General features: G+C 29.4%; 19 protein-coding genes. 6 read left to right on the top strand and 13 right to left on the bottom strand.

The window, feature by feature from the left end; all coding sequences use genetic code 11:
- Window positions 1–11 precede the first annotated feature (11 nt).
- The 8 genes from P161_RS0110440 to P161_RS0110405 form a co-directional block, all read right to left on the bottom strand.
- Window positions 12–1,022, bottom strand: a complete 1,011-nt coding sequence (locus P161_RS0110440) for a YhcG family protein (protein WP_026776943.1) — start codon at window positions 1,020–1,022, stop codon at window positions 12–14.
- Between the two features lie 146 nt (window positions 1,023–1,168).
- Entirely contained in the window at window positions 1,169–1,438 is a 270-nt protein-coding gene (locus tag P161_RS0110435) for a hypothetical protein (RefSeq protein ID WP_026776942.1), read from the bottom strand.
- Window positions 1,439–1,528: 90 nt separating this feature from the next.
- Entirely contained in the window at window positions 1,529–1,720 is a 192-nt protein-coding gene (locus P161_RS0110430; protein WP_026776941.1) for a hypothetical protein, read from the bottom strand.
- A 15-nt stretch (window positions 1,721–1,735) separates the two neighbouring features.
- On the bottom strand, window positions 1,736–2,515 hold the full coding sequence (locus P161_RS0110425) for a DUF3883 domain-containing protein (RefSeq protein WP_026776940.1): 780 nt from the start codon (window positions 2,513–2,515) through the stop codon (window positions 1,736–1,738).
- A 50-nt stretch (window positions 2,516–2,565) separates the two neighbouring features.
- Complete coding sequence (locus P161_RS0110420) at window positions 2,566–3,669, bottom strand: lactonase family protein (RefSeq protein ID WP_026776939.1); 1,104 nt, start codon at window positions 3,667–3,669, stop codon at window positions 2,566–2,568.
- 2 nt (window positions 3,670–3,671) lie between these two features.
- On the bottom strand, window positions 3,672–5,417 hold the full coding sequence (locus tag P161_RS0110415; RefSeq protein WP_026776938.1) for a M14 family metallopeptidase: 1,746 nt from the start codon (window positions 5,415–5,417) through the stop codon (window positions 3,672–3,674).
- Window positions 5,418–5,538: 121 nt separating this feature from the next.
- Complete coding sequence (gene coaD / locus P161_RS0110410) at window positions 5,539–5,994, bottom strand: pantetheine-phosphate adenylyltransferase (protein ID WP_026776937.1); 456 nt, start codon at window positions 5,992–5,994, stop codon at window positions 5,539–5,541.
- An 82-nt stretch (window positions 5,995–6,076) separates the two neighbouring features.
- Complete coding sequence (locus P161_RS0110405; RefSeq protein ID WP_026776936.1) at window positions 6,077–7,051, bottom strand: D-alanine--D-alanine ligase; 975 nt, start codon at window positions 7,049–7,051, stop codon at window positions 6,077–6,079.
- Between the two features lie 93 nt (window positions 7,052–7,144).
- Between P161_RS0110405 and P161_RS0110400 the strand changes: the two genes are divergently transcribed.
- Window positions 7,145–7,699, top strand: coding sequence for a PASTA domain-containing protein (locus tag P161_RS0110400; RefSeq protein ID WP_026776935.1), 555 nt, complete (start codon window positions 7,145–7,147; stop codon window positions 7,697–7,699).
- A 120-nt stretch (window positions 7,700–7,819) separates the two neighbouring features.
- Window positions 7,820–8,860, top strand: coding sequence for an RluA family pseudouridine synthase (locus P161_RS0110395; protein WP_026776934.1), 1,041 nt, complete (start codon window positions 7,820–7,822; stop codon window positions 8,858–8,860).
- Between the two features lie 76 nt (window positions 8,861–8,936).
- Here the strand turns inward: P161_RS0110395 and P161_RS0110390 are convergent, their stop codons facing one another.
- A complete protein-coding gene (locus P161_RS0110390) occupies window positions 8,937–10,343 on the bottom strand; it encodes a leucine-rich repeat domain-containing protein (RefSeq protein ID WP_026776933.1) in 1,407 nt (468 codons plus the stop codon).
- Window positions 10,344–10,459: 116 nt separating this feature from the next.
- On the bottom strand, window positions 10,460–11,575 hold the full coding sequence (locus tag P161_RS0110385) for a DUF2914 domain-containing protein (RefSeq protein WP_026776932.1): 1,116 nt from the start codon (window positions 11,573–11,575) through the stop codon (window positions 10,460–10,462).
- 145 nt (window positions 11,576–11,720) lie between these two features.
- Between P161_RS0110385 and yaaA the strand changes: the two genes are divergently transcribed.
- Window positions 11,721–12,479, top strand: coding sequence for a peroxide stress protein YaaA (yaaA, locus tag P161_RS0110380; protein WP_026776931.1), 759 nt, complete (start codon window positions 11,721–11,723; stop codon window positions 12,477–12,479).
- A gap of 105 nt (window positions 12,480–12,584) precedes the next feature.
- Here the strand turns inward: yaaA and P161_RS0110375 are convergent, their stop codons facing one another.
- A complete protein-coding gene (locus tag P161_RS0110375; protein WP_026776930.1) occupies window positions 12,585–13,469 on the bottom strand; it encodes a Brp/Blh family beta-carotene 15,15'-dioxygenase in 885 nt (294 codons plus the stop codon).
- Window positions 13,470–13,556: 87 nt separating this feature from the next.
- Between P161_RS0110375 and P161_RS0110370 the strand changes: the two genes are divergently transcribed.
- Window positions 13,557–14,288, top strand: a complete 732-nt coding sequence (locus P161_RS0110370) for a bacteriorhodopsin-like (protein WP_026776929.1) — start codon at window positions 13,557–13,559, stop codon at window positions 14,286–14,288.
- Window positions 14,289–14,596: 308 nt separating this feature from the next.
- On the opposite strand, the gene P161_RS0110365 is transcribed toward P161_RS0110370, so the two are convergent.
- The gene (locus P161_RS0110365) at window positions 14,597–16,021 is read right to left on the bottom strand and encodes an L-serine ammonia-lyase (protein ID WP_026776928.1); all 1,425 of its coding nucleotides are present in this window, start codon (window positions 16,019–16,021) and stop codon (window positions 14,597–14,599) included.
- Between the two features lie 91 nt (window positions 16,022–16,112).
- Window positions 16,113–16,454: a DUF2853 family protein gene (locus P161_RS0110360; RefSeq protein ID WP_026776927.1), complete on the bottom strand. Its 342-nt coding sequence runs from the start codon at window positions 16,452–16,454 to the stop codon at window positions 16,113–16,115.
- 251 nt (window positions 16,455–16,705) lie between these two features.
- Between P161_RS0110360 and dnaK the strand changes: the two genes are divergently transcribed.
- Together dnaK and P161_RS0110350 are read left to right on the top strand one after the other, a co-directional pair.
- A complete protein-coding gene (gene dnaK / locus P161_RS0110355; RefSeq protein WP_026776926.1) occupies window positions 16,706–18,613 on the top strand; it encodes a molecular chaperone DnaK in 1,908 nt (635 codons plus the stop codon).
- 661 nt (window positions 18,614–19,274) lie between these two features.
- Window positions 19,275–20,162: a metallophosphoesterase gene (locus tag P161_RS0110350; RefSeq protein WP_026776925.1), complete on the top strand. Its 888-nt coding sequence runs from the start codon at window positions 19,275–19,277 to the stop codon at window positions 20,160–20,162.
- Window positions 20,163–20,242 lie beyond the last annotated feature (80 nt).

Genomic DNA, 20,242 nt, shown 5'->3' with positions numbered 1-20,242 from the left:
GCTACATTTTTTTATGCTGTAATTAAAGACTTCAAATCCTCTTTGCTTGGCAAAACTGTTTTGTACTTGCTAGCAAAAATTTGTTCGTTATTTTCTGGTAATGTATATTCTACAACAGATTCACTTTTATCTCGACATAAAACAATTCCAATGGTTTTATTTTCATCTTCTAACTTTATTTCTCTGTCATAATAGTTGACATACATTTGCATTTGCCCTAAATCTTGATGTTTTAATTCTCCTATTTTCAAATCTATCAGTACAAAACATTTTAGTAATCTATTATAAAAAACCAAATCGATTCTAAAATGTTTTTCATCAAAAGAAATTCTTTTTTGTCTCGCAACAAATGTAAATCCATTGCCTAATTCTAATAAAAAATGTTCTAATTTGTTTATAATTTCTTGCTCTAAATCATTCTCTGAATAAACCGAATGTTCAGGCAAACCAATAAATTCTAAAATATAAGGATCTTTAATTGCATCTTTTGGACTTTCTAAAACGAGTCCTTTTACAGATAATTCTTTTACTTTAATTTTATCTCTGCTTAAAACCAACCTTGTATATAATGCTGCATCAAATTGTCTTTGTAATTCTCTAACACTCCAGTTGTTTTTAAAACTTTCTATTTCATAAAATTTACGCTCATTTTCATCATCAATTCGCATTAATTTTAAATAATGAGACCAACTTAAATTGAATTTTAAAGCTTTTTCAGATTCCGCAGACAGTGTCTGCGGTTTTGAGTATGAGTTGTAAAATTGTCTCATTTGTTCTATATTTCTTTCAGAAAAACCTTTACCAAATTTTTCTGTAAGAAGAAGTGAAAGTTCTTTTATAATCTCTTTTCCATAACCTGCTCGCATTTTACCTCCTTGTTCTTCTTCAATAATCATTTTACCTATTTCAAAATAAGTAATTACCATTGTTTGGTTTACAGAACGTAAAACTTTAGTTCTTGCTGATTGTAATAAATCTACAATTTGAGAATGAAAATTATTGTTTGTTATTTTTTTAGTCATTTTATGGCTTTTACATTCATCAATTCAGTTAAAGATACTGTAAAATAAATTTACATAAAAGGTTTACATTTAGATGCAAATCCACAGAAGTTTCTAAAATCTTTTGGATGAGTATAAGTTTTAGAGAATTTGGTCATTTTAACAAGTTATCCTAAAACAATATAATCGTAAATAAAATCGTTTATACTTTCGTTTTCATCATCAAATTTTAGGACAATTCTTGATGTCAACCTCTCAATCCAAAGAGTAATTTCGTCAAATGAAGATAAATCGTTTAAAAAACCTAAAACGGGGTTTTCAGAATTAAATTCATCTATAAAAATTAAAATATCAGTCTTAAAACTATCAGCATAATTCAAGCTTTCACTTGCTAATTCCTGTTCTAGAAAAATAATTTTTTCTTTATATTCTAACATTTGTATTTAAATTATTATGATGATTTAATAACTATAATTAGTTTTCATTGACTATTTTAAGTTCTCAATTATAATCGTTATTTACAATTCTCAAATTTTTGTTATTTCAAAAATAATTTTGTGATTACAATCTTCACAATAAACAAAACTTCCATTATCAACAATTTTATTTTTGACATCAATTTCTATATCGCAAATTGGGCAATTAATTTCATCCACAAAATTAATTATGATTGGAGGGTCTAAAACTGTTTTGATTTCTGAGATTGAAAAATCGTCCATGATTGTAATAAATTGCTAAAAAATTTCTTTTTCTAGATGATATTCAACTGTTACTTTTGATGGAATATTAATCTTTTTAAAAGATAAATTCTTTACAGGATTTTCAATTATTTTAAATTTTGGTTTATCATTTAAATTTAAAACCAAAGTGATTAAATAATCAGATTTGTATTCCTGTGCTTTTTCATATTCTTTTTCTGTCATTCTAAATAAACCTTTACTGTTTCTAATTCCTTTTATTTCAGCTAGATAAGAATTATCATTAACATCAACTTGAAAATCATAACCATCACCAAATAGCCTTGCATCTTCGAGTTTACCATTATGGAACTCTGGAATTAAGCCAAAGTTATTAATAAAATATAATTCTGCTTCTAAACCTGTTTCCTGTAATTTTCTAAATCTTGACTTCAGTATAGGTTTCACATTTATAAAAATATTGTTTATTTTATAATTTTCCTTTAAATAAAGTTTAACAATATTAGAAAAACCTTTTACGTTTTCTTTTCCAAAGAGATTGTCTATTAAATCTTTTCTATGAATATAGGCATCTCCTTTTTGCCACCAACCTTTTCTTCCATTTTGTGGAAAAAATGGATCAAATAAATCCATTCTATTTTTAACAACACTTCCAGTTTTAACAATACCTATCTTGACAAAGTATTCATAAAAAGCTGTTTTTGTTGTAAACCCGAATTCTTTAATAAAACTATTGTTAAATTTTGATAATCCATAACCAATTAAATTTAAAATTTCATAATTCTCATGTTTATTCCCATTTTCATCTTCTAACATATTTCATTTTTTTTTAATTAACAATATTTTATAAATGATTAAAAACCCAATCAAAACAAAACACAAACAGGATTTGGCGCAAAAATTTCATCCACAAAAGTTAATTTTCCTGATTTATTATCTCTTTTAAAACTAACTATATTGTTAGAATCTTTATTGGCAACTAGTAGAAAATTATCATCTGGAGATAATGAAAAATTACGAGGATGTTTGCCTTTCACATCTTGAAAGCCAACCAATTTTAAAGTCCCATTTTCTGGATGTATTTTGTAAATCACAATCGATTCATATCCGCGATTGGAAGCATATACAAATTGGCCATCTTTAGAAATATGAATGTCTGCTGCTTTGCTATAGTTCTTAAAATCTTTTGGCAACATGGCTATTGTTTGATCTATCACATATAAATTCTCTTTTTCTTTGACCAAAGAAACAGTGTTATTCAACTCATTTACAACATATAGCCATTTGTTATTAGGATGAAATGTAAAATGCCTTGGTCCTGCACCAACATTCATATTCAGTGTTTTTTGATTGGTAAACTGCAACTCGTTTTTTAATTCATCAAAAGCTGAAAACCAAAGTTGATTGGTTCCTAAATCTACTGCAATAATTTCGTTTTTTGTGGGATGGAATTTTGCAAAATGTGCATGTGGTTTTTGCTGTTTTGGATGTATAGTATTTCCTACATGTTGTTGAACAGCCAATAAATTCGTCAATCCACTTTGATTATCAATTTCTAATATACCAACATTTCCACCTGAATAATTGGCAACCAACACTTGATTATCATCATTTATAGAAACAAAACAAGGATGTGTGCCTCCAGATTGAGATTTGCTCACAAAAACCAAACTGTCTTTTTCAATTCTAAAAGAATTTACAAAACCTGTTCCATTTTCATTGGTTTCATCTACTGCCAATAAGGTTTTGTTGTCTTTTGTTTTCGCCAAATAAGAAGGATTGTTCGTTTTTGCAACCAACCCAATTTGTTTCAATTTTCCATCAGCATTGATTTGATATTTGTAAATCCCTTCACTTTCTCCATCTGTATAGGTGCCAACATAGAAATTGGATGCTTTTTCCTCTTTTATTTTTGACATAGAACAACTAAAAAACAGTGAAATTACAATTAGCATTGATATTTTTTTCATCCTTAATAAATTTTAAAAACAGGCAAACGTAAATGTGCTTGTTCATAATTTGGCGAATTTTTATAAATAAAATCTAATTGCGCTCTTGGATTTTTCGCAAAACCTTCATCTGTCGTTAATTTTTCTTCAAATTCTTTTTTAAGCGCTCCGTTTTCAGCTAATAATTGTGCTGCAACATCTTCAAAAACATAGGCAGAATAACCTTCTTTTTGCTGTAAAATAGTATCGAAAAAATTCCAATTAAAAAACGAATCTGTGGCTTCTGCTTCCAACGTTTCTAACAAATAACGAACACCATTTTGATTGGTAGGAATGTACAAATCGCCTTTTTTAAAGTTGATGTTTTCAATAGATGCTACAATAGACGTGTTATAATGCAAATAATGCCCTTCATAAGCCGAATTTCTTGTCTCAAAATCTTTGATATGATTTACTGTAACTAAAATTATAGTATCCTTTTCAAATTTGGTATATTCTATGTTATTGTTGTTTAATCGCTCCACAATATCATGCCAACCTTTTGGTAAAATATATGCATTTGGAATGGTAATTTCTTTGGTTGCTGTAAACTCATCATAATAATTTACCTCTTTTTCAAACGGCTTATTTTTATCATAAAACAAACGTTTTCCATTGGTTACTTTGCTATCAATCATTTCACCTTCATACCCTTTAAAGTTTAAGGTTCTGTAATTTTCTTTATCCACCAAAAACTGAATTGGATACTTTTTCTTTGCTAAAATTTTATCGACTGCTTTTGCTCGTAAATCTTTGATTTTTTTGGAGTTTTTTTCAGCAAAATCAAACGTAGAAAACAACAATTCATAGGTTTGTTCCACTCTAATTTTATACGGTTTTAACATGTGTGTTTCTACCATTAACCCTAAAGTGTTAAACAGAGTTGTGTAGCCTGTAGAATATCTTGGCGAATCGAAAAACTGAGAAAAACCTGCTTCTGGTGTATTTCCCCAAACATTTACATAAGGAGTTATGATGATGCCTTTTTCCTGCAAAGATTTTTCAATTTGAGGACGCATTTCGTTTTGTAAAAAAGAACCTAAATTACCACCCAATTTATTATGTTGCGTAAACAAATGTGTTAGTGCATATTGATAATCTGCGCCATTACTCACATGATTATCCACAAAAACATCCGGATTTACAGTATGAAATATTTCTGCAAAAGCAGCTGCATTTTTGGTGTCTTGTTTTATAAAATCTCTATTTAAATCGTAATTCCTGGCATTTCCTCTAAAACCGTATTCCAAAGGACCATTTTGATTGGCTCTTGAGTGCGAATTTCTATTTAAAGAACCACCAATATTGTACACAGGAATTACACAAATGATTGAGTTTTCGTATTTTGATTTTAAAGAATCATTTTGAACTATATCGCGTAAAAGCATCATAGAAGCATCAATTCCATCAGATTCTCCTGGATGAATTCCGTTATTAATTAGAATTCTGTTTTTTGGCGATTTTTTAATCTCATCAACATTGTAAATTCCTTCTCTGTTATACACCACCAAATGCAAAGGTTCTCCTGAATCGGTTTGTCCGAAAGAAAATAAAGAAATTTGCGAATATTCTTCACTTAGTTTTTTATAATAGTCAATTACAGCTTCGTATTCTGGAGTTTCAGTTCCGTTTGAAGTTTCAAAAAGTGTGGTAAAATCTGTTTTTTCTTTAGATGATTTGTTGCAAGAAATGATGAGTAAAAAAGTAAATAATAAAAGTATTTTTTTCATTTGAATGTTGGTTGGTGGTTCTAATTTTTTATGTTTATGCTAAAATAAAATCTTCAGTATTGTGTGATTTCTCCAAAAAGGTCGAAATGACAAAACTGTGCAAAAAAAGGTTACAAATAAATTATTTTACACGAACACTTTTAGGAACTAATTTGGTGTAATCGCCATTATTTCTGATTACATCTCTTACTATTGATGATGAAATGTAAGACGTTTTTGCAGCCGTTAATAAAAACACAGTTTCTATAGGTGCTAAATCTCTGTTGGTGTGCGCAATTGCTTTTTCAAACTCAAAATCTGCTGGATTACGTAAACCTCTTAAAATAAAATCAACATCGTTTTTTTGGCAAAAATCGACAGTTAAACCTTTATACGTAACAACTTTTATATTGGGTTCGTCTTTAAAACAGTCTTCGATAAACTTTTTGCGTTCTTCCAGAGAAAACATGTATTTTTTATCGGCATTAATTCCGATAGCAATAATAAGTTCATCAAAAAGTTTGGCACCTCTTTTTATAACATCATAATGTCCTGAAGTTATCGGATCAAAAGATCCTGGGAAAATTGCTTTTTTCATAAGTTACTTTGTGTTTTAGTTGATGATTTTTATTGCCACGAATTCACGAATTATTTTTTAATTAGTGAATTCGTGGTGAAAATTATTTTAAAGCCATTTCAATTGCATTTTCAAACAACTCATACAAACTAATTCCAGCAACAGCAGCTTGTTGAGGCAAAATACTTTGTAACGTCATTCCTGGTACTGTGTTGATTTCTAAAAAATGAGGTTCGTCATTCACAAAAATATATTCTGCTCTTGTAAAACCACGCATATTTAGTGCTTGATATACTTTTTTGGCAACTGCTTCTACCCTACTTTTTTCTTCGGGTGAAATTCTAGCTGGTGTAATTTCTTGGGATTTTCCTTCGTATTTTGCTTCATAATCAAAAAAATCATTTTCTGAAACAATTTCTGTAATTGGCAATACTTTTATTTCACCTTTATATTGAATAACACCTACAGAAACTTCAGTTCCGTTTAAAAAAGATTCAATTAAAATGGACGAATCTTCTTTATAAGCAGTTTCAATTCCCTTTAAAACTTCTTCTTTAGTATAGGCTTTTGAAATTCCGTAACTTGAACCTGCGTTGTTTGGTTTTATAAAACAAGGCAAGCCAACTTTTGCAATAATTTCATCAGCATTGATAACATCACCTTTATTTAAATATACAGAAATTGCAGTTTTAATGCCATATTCTTTTACCACACTTAACGTATCTCTTTTATTAAACGTTAATGCCATTTGATAAAAAGGCGCAGAAGTATGTGGAATATTTAGCAACTCTAAATATGCTAAAATCATTCCATTTTCGCCAGGATTTCCGTGAATCGCATTAAAAACACAATCAAATTTAGTATTTGTAATACCTTTTAGAAATGTGAAATTGTTTTTATTAATTTCATATTCTGTATCATCATCATCTAAAACCACCCATTTTTCTTTTAAAATATGGACTCTAAAAGGAGTATATTTCTCTCTATTTAAATGGTTATACACTACATTTCCACTTTTTAAAGAAATGTGAACTTCAGACGAATAGCCGCCCATGATTATGGCAATATTTTTTTTCATCAATAGAATTTATACAAACAAATTTATCAAAATATAAATAGAAACTGCAACGTTTAGTTTTTATATATTTGTACATCAAACAAAAAACATTCTATGAGTATTCTTCAGTTTTTAAAAAGCAAGTCGTTTTTTAAACAAATCGCCATTGCAATTGTAGGTTTTGTCCTTTTATTTTTCGTTTTAAAATTTTGGTTAAATGTAACTACAAATCACGATCAAAAGATTCAAGTACCTGATTTACATAAGCTAACTATTAGCGAAGCTCAAAGAAAACTAAACGAACTAAATTTAGATTTTAAAGTAATTGATAGCGCAAGTTACAATCCTGAATATCCTAAAAGATCTGTGATTGAGCAAAGTCCTGAAGGTGGAGAATTTGTAAAAGAAAAGCGTAAAATTTACTTGACGTTAAATCCATCAAAATACAGAGATATTACAATTCCTGATTTAAATGGACGTACAAAAAGGCAAGCAGAATCTGAATTACAAGCCATTGGTTTTATTGTGGGTACAGATTATACGTATGTAAGAGATATTGGTTTGGATGTTGTAAGAGGTTTACGCCACAAAGGAAAAATTATAAATCCGAATGATAAATTGCCTAAAAATTCGATTATTGAGTTGGTTTTGGGTGATGGGAATAGGTAGTTTTCAGTAGGCAGTAGGCAGTAGGCAGTAGGCAGTAGGCAGTAGGCAGTAGGCAAAAATAGATATTCAAAACTAAATTTTAAACTTTGAATATTAAACTTTGAACATTAAATTTTAAAAGTGCAAGAAAATATTTCTCAAGATACAGATAGTGACGATTTATATGAACATTATAGATTTACAGCTAGTGAAGGGCAAGAACCTTTAAGAGTTGATAAATTTTTGATGAATTTTATAGAAAATGCCACCAGAAACAAAGTACAACAAGCTGCAAAGGCTGGTAATGTTTTGGTGAATGAGGTTGCTGTAAAATCGAATCATAAAGTAAAGCCAAAAGATGTTGTGAGAGTGGTTTTGGCATATCCACCAGCAGAAAATTTATTGGTTGCAGAAGATATTCCTTTAGATATTGTTTTTGAAGATGATACTGTAATTGTAGTGAATAAACCTGCAGGAATGGTTGTGCATCCAGGTCATGGAAATTATTCTGGAACCTTGGTAAATGGCTTAATTCATCATATAGAAAACTTGCCTACAAACAGTAATGAACGTCCAGGTTTGGTGCATAGAATTGATAAAGACACCAGTGGTTTATTAGTGGTTGCAAAAACCGAATTTGCCATGGCACATTTATCGAAACAATTTTTCGATAGAACTACAGAGCGTTTGTATTATGCTTTGGTTTGGGGAAATATCGAAGATGATGAAGGAACCATTGAAGGAAATATTGGTAGAAGTTTAAAAAACCGTTTGCAAATGGCTGTATTTCCTGAGGGCGATTTTGGCAAACATGCAGTTACTCACTTTAAAGTTTTAGAACGTTTAACCTACGTAACTTTAGTGCAGTGTAAGTTAGAAACTGGAAGAACGCACCAAATTAGAGCGCATTTTAAACATATTGGTCATACACTTTTTAATGACGAAAGATATGGAGGAGATGCAGTTTTAAAAGGAACTACCTTTACCAAATACAAGCAATTTGTACAGAACTGTTTTAAGGTGTTACCAAGACAAGCTTTACACGCCAAAACATTAGGTTTTACACATCCAATAACTGGCGAATTTATGCAGTTTAATTCTGATGTTCCTGCTGATATAGTTGAGTGTTTAGAAAAATGGAGAACTTATAGTGAGCATTCTAAAGATGTGGAGTTAGAGTAGATTTTAAGATTTAAAAATTAAATATCCGATTAGCTAAGTTTTATTAGTTATATAGGGATATTATAATGCGTAATTTTTATTTATCACTTCTTGTTTGATAACTTATTTCACAATTGGGCAACCAATTTCTCAAATTTTCTTTGTCTTTTTTAGTGAGATGATCATCATCAATACTCAATGTTCTTAAGTTGGTTAATTTACTAATATTTGCAGAAATTGACTTAATTGGATTGTTCCATATTTCCAGTTTTTGTAAATTAATCAAGTCTCCAATATTTTCTGGGATTTCCTCAATTTGATTGTCAAAAATCAAAAGTTCTTTTAGATTATATAAATATTTAGTTTCATTTCCTAACTCATTAATATTGTTTGTGTACAAATAAAGTGTTTCTAAATTCTTAAGCTGTTTATCTATAAATGACAAATTAGTAAATGAATTACCATTCAAAGAAAGCCATTTTAGATTAGGTATATTTTTAATCTCGTTTGGTAAATTATTTATATTATTTCTTGAGATGTCAAAATGTTCTAAACTATCTAATTTAGATAAATCGCAATTGATTTCAGTAATTTCTGTTTTTGCAATTGAAATGCTTTTAAGACTTTTTAACCTGTTAAGTTCACAAGGAAAATCTTTTATTGGGTTTACTGCAACAACTAAATTTTCCAGAGAATTTATTTCAAAAACTTGGCTTGGAATTTCTGTTAAGTCATTTCCAGTTAATATTACCTTATAAATGTCAAGTTCTCCTAAATCGTTTGGTAATGAAGTTAAACCTTTATTCTGAAGCCATAAGTATTTGCCTTTTTTGTCTGATAAAATAATAGAATTGTTGCTTTTGTAACTGCTTGAAACTTTATCATTATTAATTTCATTGCAAAGTTCGGTAATTTTTTTTCTTACATTTTTTTGTTTTGAATCGTTAATTGTAAATAACCACGCTTTAATTTTATTGTCATTAACTATACAATCAAATTCAAAATTTGGATTCCAATCTACTTTTCTATAATCTTTTATTTTTTCATTTCCGATGTAAAATTGCAATGTACTTGGAATTTCCTCGACTTTGGTTGAAGTAATTAAAATTCCGTTTTTGGGAATTATAATTTTTTTAGTCCAAAATTCAGTTTTAGTTAGTTCTGGGTAATTCTCAATTCCGAAAATTATCCCTGCTTCTCCACTAAATTCTTTTGGGAATTTAATTTCATTCTGTTCTTGCCATTTTAAATAAGTCCAAGCTGAAAATAACAAATAAATAATGGTTAAACTGATTTGACTAATTTTAAAAATCTGTTTATTGCTTAAATTTTGTTTAAGAAGAAAGTCAATTAAATAAAGAGTAAGTCCAATTACAATAAAATATAAACATAGAATTATTAAGTATCCAAAAGTTAGAATCGCAACTGCAATTCCGATTAAGATTGTTAGAAATCCACAAATTTTCAATGGTGTTGATAATATTCCTCTGACGATTTTTTTCATTCACTACATTATATACAAATTTTTATTGCGTATTTTTTATAAAAAATAAACTATAGTATTTATTAACTTTCTGTAATCCCGTAAATATAATTTATTAATACTAGTTTTCTAAAAACCTAAAAAGTTCGTGTAATAACTTTTGCCTTTTCAGTATCAGAATTTATGTTGATATTAAAATCGACAACCCCTAAAACAAGTTCTTCTTCAGTAATTACCTCAACCTTCCACTCACCTGCTCTCACATTATTTTTAAAGGTAAAACCTCTAAACCCATTATCTCTTCCTCCCACAATTTCGTATCCAATTTTATCGACAGTTTGCCAAGCATCCATGTTTTTATCAAACCATTTCCACCTATGATAAATTTTCTTCTTTAAATCTGTTGGTGCAAAAACCGAGGTAAACACATACACAGGACTATTTGTTTGTTTATTAAAATCTGCTTTATGATCTCTCCAAAATAAATACCACTCATCAACTTCATAAGTAACTTTATAAGTTGTTGCATTTTTCTTAATATCATACGCAACCAACCCTTTGTCTAATGCTAAAGGAACTGGTGGAATCAATTTTAAAAAGTACAAGACATTTATCAATATATAGATGGATATAATCATGCTTAACATTTTCCATTTTACAATTTCGGTTTGTGCAGAAATGCTCGATTTGTATATAAGTATTATTAAAAACAAGGTCGTTAGTAAACTTAATGCTCCAGAAACTAAAAAAATTGCAGTGCTCATTTCTTTTAGAATAACTGGTAAAAAGAAACTTAAAAATGTAAAATTCACAAAAAAGTAAAAGCCGAATTGTAAATATTTATTTGAGATTCTTTTGCGTAAAAATTCGTTTGCAATAAAGAGTAATATCAAAATCACAAAAAAAGTGGCTGTTTTTGAAAGTGACACACTTCTTGAAAAATAAATAACGTAGGCACTTGACAATCCCCCTAAAAAAAACTGAATCGCTAAAGGCAAATAATGCCCATATTTCTGTACAAATTTATTATTCCATTTTTCTGATCCAACCAAATTATACAAATAAATACTAATGGTTAATAAAGTCATGTATGTGCAGAGAATCACAATATCATACAATCTGTCAATTCTACCTAATGTGAGAGAATCCCAAGTAAAACCAGCCATAAAAAATAAAATTGGTGCATATTTTTGATGTTTTTCAACAAAATAATGCAACTTACTTTTTTTATATTTTATTAATATTTTTCTCATATTTTACTTGTAAGGTACTAAACAGCTTATAAATTATTTCAATACAAATATCAATAGAAAACAAGTTGATAATTTTAAATCGATTGTGATCATTTGTATCTTTACAGTCATAAAAGTACTATAATATCTTTAATAAAATTCAAAAATGAAAATCATTATATCTCCAGCTAAATCGTTAGATTTTGAAAGCAACGTACCTACAAGTTTGCATACACAGCCTCGTTTTTTAGAGCAATCAGAAAAACTGAATAAAAAACTAAAAACACTTTCTAAAAAGAAGTTATCAGATTTAATGAAGATTTCTGATGATTTGGCTGCTTTAAATTACGAACGCAATCAAACTTGGGAAACGCCTTTTACTAAAGAAAACGCAAAACAAGCAATTTATGCCTTTACTGGCGCAGTTTTTCAAGGAATTGATGTACAAACTTTACCCGAAGAAAAAATTCCTTTATTGCAAGAAAACCTACGAATTTTATCAGGTTTATATGGTTTGTTAAAACCTTTAGATTTAATTCAGCCTTACAGATTAGAAATGGGCACGCGTTTAAAAGTGGGCACAAAAGACAATTTATATAAATTTTGGGACGATGCTGTTGCCAAAGCTTTAAATGATGAATTAACTGATGACGAATTATTAGTAAATTTAGCAAGCACAGAATATTTTAAAGTAATTCCTAAAAAAGTTTTAAAGGTTGATATGATTACTCCTGTTTTTAAAGATTTTAAAAACGGAGAATATAAAACAATTATGACCTATGCAAAAATGGCACGTGGTTATATGGTTCGTTATATAATTGATAACAATGTTAAAACAATCGAAGATTTAAAAGGTTTTAACGTAGAGAAATATCGTTTTTCTGAAGAATTATCTAATGGAAACGAATTGGTTTTTACGAGATAAAAAAAAGTTGGCAGTGACAGTTAGTGGTATTCAGTTTCTCACTGTTAACTGCTATTATTTTGCAAATAAAAACTCGAAAACCTCAAGTTTTATTTTTTTTTTGCATTAACTTTTCATTTTATACATTACCCAGATATGAGGTGCAGTTACTGCAAAAAGGGTCACGAAAATAAGTGTATTAAGTAACTTCGTATCCATAAAAATATAATACATAATAACAAGACCAAAAATGCTAATAGCCCAAAACATAAATCCTTTTTTTAAGTAAAATAAAATATTCTTTTTTCTAAAATCCCCAGAAATAAATTCAATTTGCCCCAAAATTGAAGGAATGGAATGCCACAAAATAAAATAAATTGCAAACCCTAAAATTAAAGAAGAAGTATTAAATACAACCGATATTAATAAGATATAAAAAAGTTCCTCTAAAAAAAGTAAATAATTTATCTTATTCTTTAGTATTAAAAATGCGTTTAATGATAAAAATAAAATTCCACTTATAATTAATGAGGATATAACTTCTTTTTGGGTGAAAAAAGTACCTGTTAATTCAAGCATGATTTCTTTAACATCGCTTACGTTAAAGATAAAAAGTATTGAAAATAAAAATAAGCCGTAAGCTGAATAAAAAAATAGTTCAAACCACCAATTTAATTTAAATTTTAAATTAAAATGTTCTTCTCCAAAGTGATAAGAACTAATTAAAATAAAAAGACAAATAGAAAGAAAGGGTTGGATAAAAAAGAGCAGAAAACAAATAAAGACAATGCTCAAATAGATAATTAAATTTTTCTTATCGAGAATTTTAACTTTTTGCCTTATTGATAATATTAATAAATCATTTGCTCCGTGAAGAATTCCTATTGATATTACTAATAAATAACCAATATAATCTTCAACAACGTCTCCAAACTGGATACTAACCCAAATCAAGAAAAACGTAAAAAATATCTTAAAATTTTGATAATTTATAGAAATATTACTACCCATATTACAAATGTATTATTTTATTTTGTAAATTTGTTTAAGTTTTTTATAAAAAAGCTAAACATTATTTATTAACTTAATTTTTACATCATGAGTTTATTTACAAATTTTTTAGTTGTGACAAAAATTGCACCAGATGATTATGTAGGTTTTACATTTTTCGTAGGCTGCATGGCTATGATGGCTGCATCAGTGTTTTTCTTTTTATCAATGAGTAGTTTTGATAAAAAATGGAGGACATCAATTTTAGTCTCTGGTTTAATTACCTTTATTGCTGCTGTGCATTATTGGTACATGAGAGATTATTGGGCTGCAAATGCAGAATCACCAACATTTTTTAGATATGTTGATTGGGTTTTAACGGTTCCATTAATGTGTGTTGAGTTCTTTTTAATATTAAAAGTTGCAGGAGCAAAAAAATCTCTTATGTGGCGTTTAATTTTCTTATCTGTAGTAATGCTAGTTACTGGATATATGGGAGAGGTTCTTTATAGAGATCAAGCTTGGTTCTGGGGATTAGTTTCTGGTATTGCTTATTTTGTAATTGTTTATGATATTTGGTTAGGACAAGCAAAAAAATTAGCAGTAGCTGCTGGTGGACCAGTATTGAAAGCGCATAAAACTTTATGTTGGTTTGTTTTAGTTGGTTGGGCAATTTACCCTATTGGATATATGGCTGGAACTCCAGGATGGTACGAAAGTATTTTTGGAGGATGGAACTTAGACGTTATTTACAACATTGGAGATGCCATTAACAAAATTGGATTTGGATTGGTTATTTATAACTTAGCAGTTCAAGGTTCAGAAGGAATAAAGAAATAAGAATTTTTAGTTCTTTAGTTCTAAAAGTCCAAAAGCTCTTAAAAGCTTTTGGACTTTTTTTTGTAAAAAGAAAAATAATCTTTTGGGTTTAAAATTTTATAGCTTTATATAATTGAATTTTTCTTTAAGTCAGATGACAAATTATTATTAGCATTTCTAATAGAAAAATAAATTGCTTCGTAAAAACTCGCAAAGACGCGTTTTTTACTTGCTTTTGTTTTTATTGACAACTGAAAACCTGCATTATTTCCAAACTTATTTAGTGAAAAGTGCGACTGAAAACTGTGACTGTAAACTGAAAATTAAACCTAACAATCTACCATTCTTACAGTAACTGCTAAACCACCTTCAGACGTTTCTTTGTAGTTTTTATTCATGTCTTTTGCAGTTTCCCACATCGTGTCAATTACTTTATCTAAATGCACCAAAGATTCTTTAGGATTCGTCTCTAACGCAATTTCTGCAGCATGAATTGCTTTGATTGCACCCATAGAATTTCGCTCAATACATGGTACTTGTACCAAACCTCCAATAGGATCGCAGGTTAAACCTAAATGATGCTCCATAGCAATTTCTGCTGCTGATAAACATTGATCAGGTGTTCCTCCTAATAGTTCTGTTAAAGCTGCTGCTGCCATTGCAGATGAAACTCCAATTTCTGCTTGACAACCACCCATTGCTGCAGATATTGTTGCGTTTTTCTTAAAGATACTACCAATTTCGCCAGCTGTTAATAAGAATTTTTTAATGTGATTAAAATCGGCTTCGTGATTTTCTATCACCAAATAATACATTAAAACAGCAGGAATAACCCCTGCACTTCCATTGGTGGGTGCAGTTACAACTCTCCCTAAAGCTGCATTTACTTCGTTTACAGAAAGGGCAAAACAACTTACCCATTTTAAAATTTCTCTAAACTTTACTTCGTTACCTCTTATGGCTGTAATCCATTCTTTTTGATTGGAATATTCTGCATCTTTAATTAATTTGGTATGTGTATCAAAAGCGCGTCTTTTTACATTTAAACCTCCAGGCAATTTCCCTTCTGTATGGCAACCAATATACATACACTCTAACATAGTTTCCCAAATTCGGTTTAATTCAAAATCTATTTCATCTGCAGCACGCAATTCTAATTCATTTTTTAGAACGATGTCAGATATTTGTAAATTATCTCTTTCACAATATTCCTCTAATTGAAGCGCTCTGTTTATTGGGTAAGGAAAATTCTTTTTGTTGATTTCAATTTCTTCTTCTAAATTATCATCTTCTTGCACAATAAAACCACCACCAATAGAAAAATACGTTTCGTTTGATATTTCTTTACCATCAGCTAAACCAATAAATCGCATTCCATTGGAATGAAAAGGTAAAAAATCTCTGTTAAAAGTGATGGAGTTTCTAGGAAAAGCAACAACTTTACCTCCTTTAAAATAGATTTCTTCTTGCGTATTTATCCTTTCAACAATAATAGCAACATCTTCTATAGGAATATATTCAGGATCGGCTTCACTTAAGCCTAATAAAATAGCAACATCTGTGGCATGCCCTTTACCTGTTAAAGACAAAGAACCATATAAATGAATTTGAATGGCATCTATATTTTCTAACAGATTTGTTTCTCGTAACTTTTTTACCCAAGCCTGTGCAGCTCTCCAAGGACCTAATGTATGTGAACTTGATGGACCAACACCAATCTTTAACATATCAAAAACACTAATAAATTGCGACATCCGTAAAAATGTTTAAAAATTACGCTGTAAATGTAAAAAATCCAACTCAATGAGTTAGATTTTTTTGTAATTATTAAAATGTAATTTTAAATTACACTCCGTAAACATCTTGCTTATTAAAATGTTCTGCCAACATATAATAAACAACTGCTCTGTACTTTTTTCTTTCAGATTTTCCAATTTTTTCTACAACTGCATTGATGGCTTCATCCAATTTTGGAGCATCAGCCAACCCTAATTTTTTAATTAAAAAGTTGTTTTTTACAGTAGCTAATTCTTTAGCATCAGAACCAGAAACTGTTTCAGCATCTGCTTTGTAAATAGAAGGTCCTAAACCCTTTGTAACAGCAGCTAACAAATCTGCATTGTATTTCAGACCTTTATCGTCCATAAACTTAGAATACGTTGCTACTTTTTCGTCAAATTTACTCATGTTTTTGTGTTTAATTTATTTAATAATTGTTTGATTGTTAAAGAACAATCCAAATATAAGAAAATAAAAATGGTTTTTTATATTTAAGATTCTTCTATTGATTAGATACATTTTGTGTCAACTTGTCACATCATTTTTAAAAAAACTTTTATAAAACTGACATTTTCTTATCAAAAAACAGTTGGCATACAGTTTGACTATTGGTAAGTGTAAATTGAAAAAAACGAATTTTAAATTATAAAATTAATAGTATGAGTAAAATAATAGGAATAGATTTAGGAACAACCAACTCTTGTGTTTCTGTAATGGAAGGTAATGAGCCAGTTGTAATCCCAAATGCTGAAGGAAAAAGAACAACACCATCTATAGTAGCATTTGTAGAAGGTGGAGAACGTAAAATTGGTGACCCTGCAAAAAGACAAGCAGTAACAAACCCAACAAAAACAGTTTCTTCTATAAAACGTTTTATGGGAAACAAATTCTCTGAATCTTCTAACGAAGTAAAAAGAGTTCCTTATAAAGTTGTAAAAGGAGATAATGATACACCAAGAGTAGATATTGATGGTCGTTTATACACACCACAAGAAATTTCTGCGATGGTATTACAGAAAATGAAGAAAACTGCTGAAGATTATTTAGGATCTGATGTAACTGAAGCTGTAATTACTGTACCTGCATATTTTAACGATGCACAAAGACAAGCTACAAAAGAAGCTGGTGAAATTGCTGGTTTAAAAGTTAGAAGAATTATTAACGAACCAACTGCAGCTGCTTTAGCTTATGGTTTGGATAAATCTAATGACGATAAAAAAATAGTTGTTTTTGATTTTGGTGGTGGTACACATGATGTATCTATCTTAGAATTAGGAGATGGCGTATTTGAAGTTTTAGCAACAGATGGTGATACACATTTAGGTGGTGATGACGTTGATGCAAAAATTATTGATTGGTTAGCTGCTGAATTTCAAGCGGATGAAAACATGGATTTAACAACAGATCCAATGGCTTTACAACGTTTAAAAGAAGCTGCTGAAAAAGCAAAGATTGAATTATCTTCTTCTGCTTCTACAGAAATTAACTTGCCTTATATTACTGCAACTGCTTCTGGACCAAAACACTTGGTAAGAACTTTATCTCGTTCTAAATTTGAGCAATTAATTGACGATTTAGTAAAAAGAACAATCGAACCTTGTGAAACTGCTTTAAGAAATGCAGATTTGTCAAAGTCAGATATCGATGAAATAGTGTTAGTTGGTGGTTCTACAAGAATCCCTGCTGTACAAGAAGCTGTAGAAAAATTCTTTGGAAAAGCACCAAGTAAAGGTGTAAATCCTGATGAAGTTGTTGCTTTAGGAGCTGCAATTCAAGGTGGAGTTTTATCTGGAGATGTAAAAGATGTATTGTTATTAGACGTTACACCTTTATCTTTAGGTATTGAAACAATGGGGAATGTTTTCACAAAATTAATTGATGCAAACACAACCATTCCAACAAAAAAATCTCAAGTATTTTCAACTGCTGTAGATAATCAGCCTTCTGTAGAAATTCACGTTTTACAAGGTGAAAGAGCAATGGCTGCTGATAATAATACAATTGGTCGTTTCCATTTAGATGGTTTACCACCAGCACAAAGAGGTGTGCCTCAAGTAGAAGTAACTTTTGATATTGATGCCAATGGTATTATTAAAGTTTCTGCTTTAGATAAAGGAACAAACAAATCTCACGAAATTAGAATTGAAGCTTCATCAGGATTATCTGAAGAAGAAATCAAGAAAATGAGAGAAGAAGCTGAAGCAAATGCTGATTCTGATAAATTAGCAAAAGAAACTGCTGAAAAAATTAATGGAGCTGACTCTATGATTTTTCAAACAGAAAAGCAATTAAAAGAATTTGGTGAAAAATTATCTGCGGATAAAAAAGAACCAATTGAAGCTGCTTTAGTGGAGTTAAAAGCTGCACACGAATCTAAAGATTTAGCTCAGATTGATGCTGCCATGGAAAAAATCAACGAAGCTTGGAAAGTTGCCTCTGAAGAGATGTATGCTGCACAAGGTGGAGCTGAAGGACAAAATCCTGGAGCTGGTCAACAAGGTCAACCAGAAGCTGGAAAAGCAGATGGAGACAATGTTGAAGACGTAGATTTTGAGGAAGTAAAGTAAGCAGAGAACAAAAATTTCATTAGAAATTTTTCGTGAATCGCTTATCCCGCATTTTTTTTGCGGGATCTCAAAATAGAGAATCAATTTTGAATTCTCAAAGTAGAGAATCAAATTATACATAAAACGCAATCATTAATTTGGTTGCGTTTTTTTTATCAATCCACATATTTTTTGTCTTTATAAAACACGTAATTGAACTTATTTTATTTTTTTTGAGATTTCAAACAATAAAATCAAGTTTAAATTTCTCAAAGTAGAAAATCAAATAATACCTACAAGGTTTTGAAAACCTTGCAGGAAAAAAAAGTAAAACGCAATCATTAATTTGGTTGCGTTTTTTTATGAATTATATTTTGCTCCTATGGAACTCTAGTTATTTTCTCAAAATTTCTTTTATTAATATTAAGCTCCTATGGAGCTAAAATCCCAGAGGGATGAAATATTAATAATATACTTTTTTGAAACTAATATAAAGCCCTTTAAGGGCGAAATATTTAAAATTCTGTAAATAAGTTGATATTTTATAAATTTATGGATTTTGATATTTACAAAAAAGAATATTTTTCCAAAGCTAAACAGAACAAATTCAAAACGCAATCATTAATTTGATTGCGTTTTTTTATATTCATAAAGTGCCTACTTTTGGTTACTTTTGGTGCTTATGAAGAAAATTATAATTTTTGTATTTCTATTATTGTTGATAAATGCCTGTTCACAAAAAACAGACTCCTCTTTTAAAATTGGCATAATTGCAGATTGCCAATATTGTAATTGTGATGTAAAATGGGACAGATATTACAAAAAAGCGCCAAAAAGATTACAAGAAGCTGTTGCCATTTTAAACAAAGATTCTTTACACTATACCATTCATTTAGGTGATTTTATTGATAAATATTTTAACAGTTTAGATAGTATTTTACCAACTTGGAATACCATAAAATCGAATTCGTATCATGTTTTAGGAAATCACGACTTTGAAGTACAAGATTCTTTAAAAAAGAAGGTTTTAGAAAAACTAAACATCCAAAAAAGATATTACAGTTTTGTTGTAAAAGACTGGAGATTTATCGTTTTAGATGGGAATGATTTGAGTTTTTACGGAACAACATCCAACAAAAAAGCTCAACAAACAGATTCCTTATTTAACGAATTAAAAGACAAAAACTTACCTTTTGTGCAAAAATGGAATGGTGCTTTAAGCAACCAACAACTTTCCTGGGTTAAAACTGAATTAGACGAAGCTATAAAAGAAAATCAAAAAGTTGGCTTTTATTGTCACTTTCCTATTTTTCCAGTAGATCAACATAATATTTGGAATAGAGAACAATTTTTAGCATTGATAAAACCATACAAAAACGTAAAGTTATTTTTTAACGGTCATAATCATGCAGGAGCTTATGAATTTGTTGACGATGTACATTATTTAACCTTTAAAGGAATGGTGGATACTGAAAACACCTCTGCTTTTGCAAAAGTAAAATTTGAGAACGACACTGTTTTTGTGAAAGGTTATGAGAGGGAAATTTCAAGAAAATTAGTTATAAACTAAAATCAATATCTAATAAAAGTCATAGCCTTGGTTTGCAAACTAAAAGTTTGCTTCGTGAAATATAAAATCTAAACTATTTG

It is taken from the genome of Polaribacter sp. Hel_I_88 (genome assembly GCF_000687935.1).
GTDB lineage: Bacteria > Bacteroidota > Bacteroidia > Flavobacteriales > Flavobacteriaceae > Polaribacter.
This window is presented reverse-complemented; position numbering and strand designations above follow the sequence as displayed.

What these genes read in the sequence shown, in the direction of transcription:
- P161_RS0110400 (WP_026776935.1), top strand. Translation starts at nt 7,145, where the DNA reads ATGAGTATTCTTCAGTTTTTAAAAAGCAAGTCGTTTTTTAAACAAATC.
- P161_RS0110405 (WP_026776936.1), bottom strand. Translation starts at nt 7,051, where the DNA reads ATGAAAAAAAATATTGCCATAATCATGGGCGGCTATTCGTCTGAAGTT.
- P161_RS0110370 (WP_026776929.1), top strand. Translation starts at nt 13,557, where the DNA reads ATGAGTTTATTTACAAATTTTTTAGTTGTGACAAAAATTGCACCAGAT.
- P161_RS0110390 (WP_026776933.1), bottom strand. Translation starts at nt 10,343, where the DNA reads ATGAAAAAAATCGTCAGAGGAATATTATCAACACCATTGAAAATTTGT.
- P161_RS0110365 (WP_026776928.1), bottom strand. Translation starts at nt 16,021, where the DNA reads ATGTCGCAATTTATTAGTGTTTTTGATATGTTAAAGATTGGTGTTGGT.
- P161_RS0110425 (WP_026776940.1), bottom strand. Translation starts at nt 2,515, where the DNA reads ATGTTAGAAGATGAAAATGGGAATAAACATGAGAATTATGAAATTTTA.
- P161_RS0110420 (WP_026776939.1), bottom strand. Translation starts at nt 3,669, where the DNA reads ATGAAAAAAATATCAATGCTAATTGTAATTTCACTGTTTTTTAGTTGT.
- yaaA (WP_026776931.1), top strand. Translation starts at nt 11,721, where the DNA reads ATGAAAATCATTATATCTCCAGCTAAATCGTTAGATTTTGAAAGCAAC.
- P161_RS0110350 (WP_026776925.1), top strand. Translation starts at nt 19,275, where the DNA reads ATGAAGAAAATTATAATTTTTGTATTTCTATTATTGTTGATAAATGCC.
- dnaK (WP_026776926.1), top strand. Translation starts at nt 16,706, where the DNA reads ATGAGTAAAATAATAGGAATAGATTTAGGAACAACCAACTCTTGTGTT.
- P161_RS0110440 (WP_026776943.1), bottom strand. Translation starts at nt 1,022, where the DNA reads ATGACTAAAAAAATAACAAACAATAATTTTCATTCTCAAATTGTAGAT.
- coaD (WP_026776937.1), bottom strand. Translation starts at nt 5,994, where the DNA reads ATGAAAAAAGCAATTTTCCCAGGATCTTTTGATCCGATAACTTCAGGA.
- P161_RS0110360 (WP_026776927.1), bottom strand. Translation starts at nt 16,454, where the DNA reads ATGAGTAAATTTGACGAAAAAGTAGCAACGTATTCTAAGTTTATGGAC.
- P161_RS0110385 (WP_026776932.1), bottom strand. Translation starts at nt 11,575, where the DNA reads ATGAGAAAAATATTAATAAAATATAAAAAAAGTAAGTTGCATTATTTT.
- P161_RS0110430 (WP_026776941.1), bottom strand. Translation starts at nt 1,720, where the DNA reads ATGGACGATTTTTCAATCTCAGAAATCAAAACAGTTTTAGACCCTCCA.
- P161_RS0110415 (WP_026776938.1), bottom strand. Translation starts at nt 5,417, where the DNA reads ATGAAAAAAATACTTTTATTATTTACTTTTTTACTCATCATTTCTTGC.
- P161_RS0110435 (WP_026776942.1), bottom strand. Translation starts at nt 1,438, where the DNA reads ATGTTAGAATATAAAGAAAAAATTATTTTTCTAGAACAGGAATTAGCA.
- P161_RS0110375 (WP_026776930.1), bottom strand. Translation starts at nt 13,469, where the DNA reads ATGGGTAGTAATATTTCTATAAATTATCAAAATTTTAAGATATTTTTT.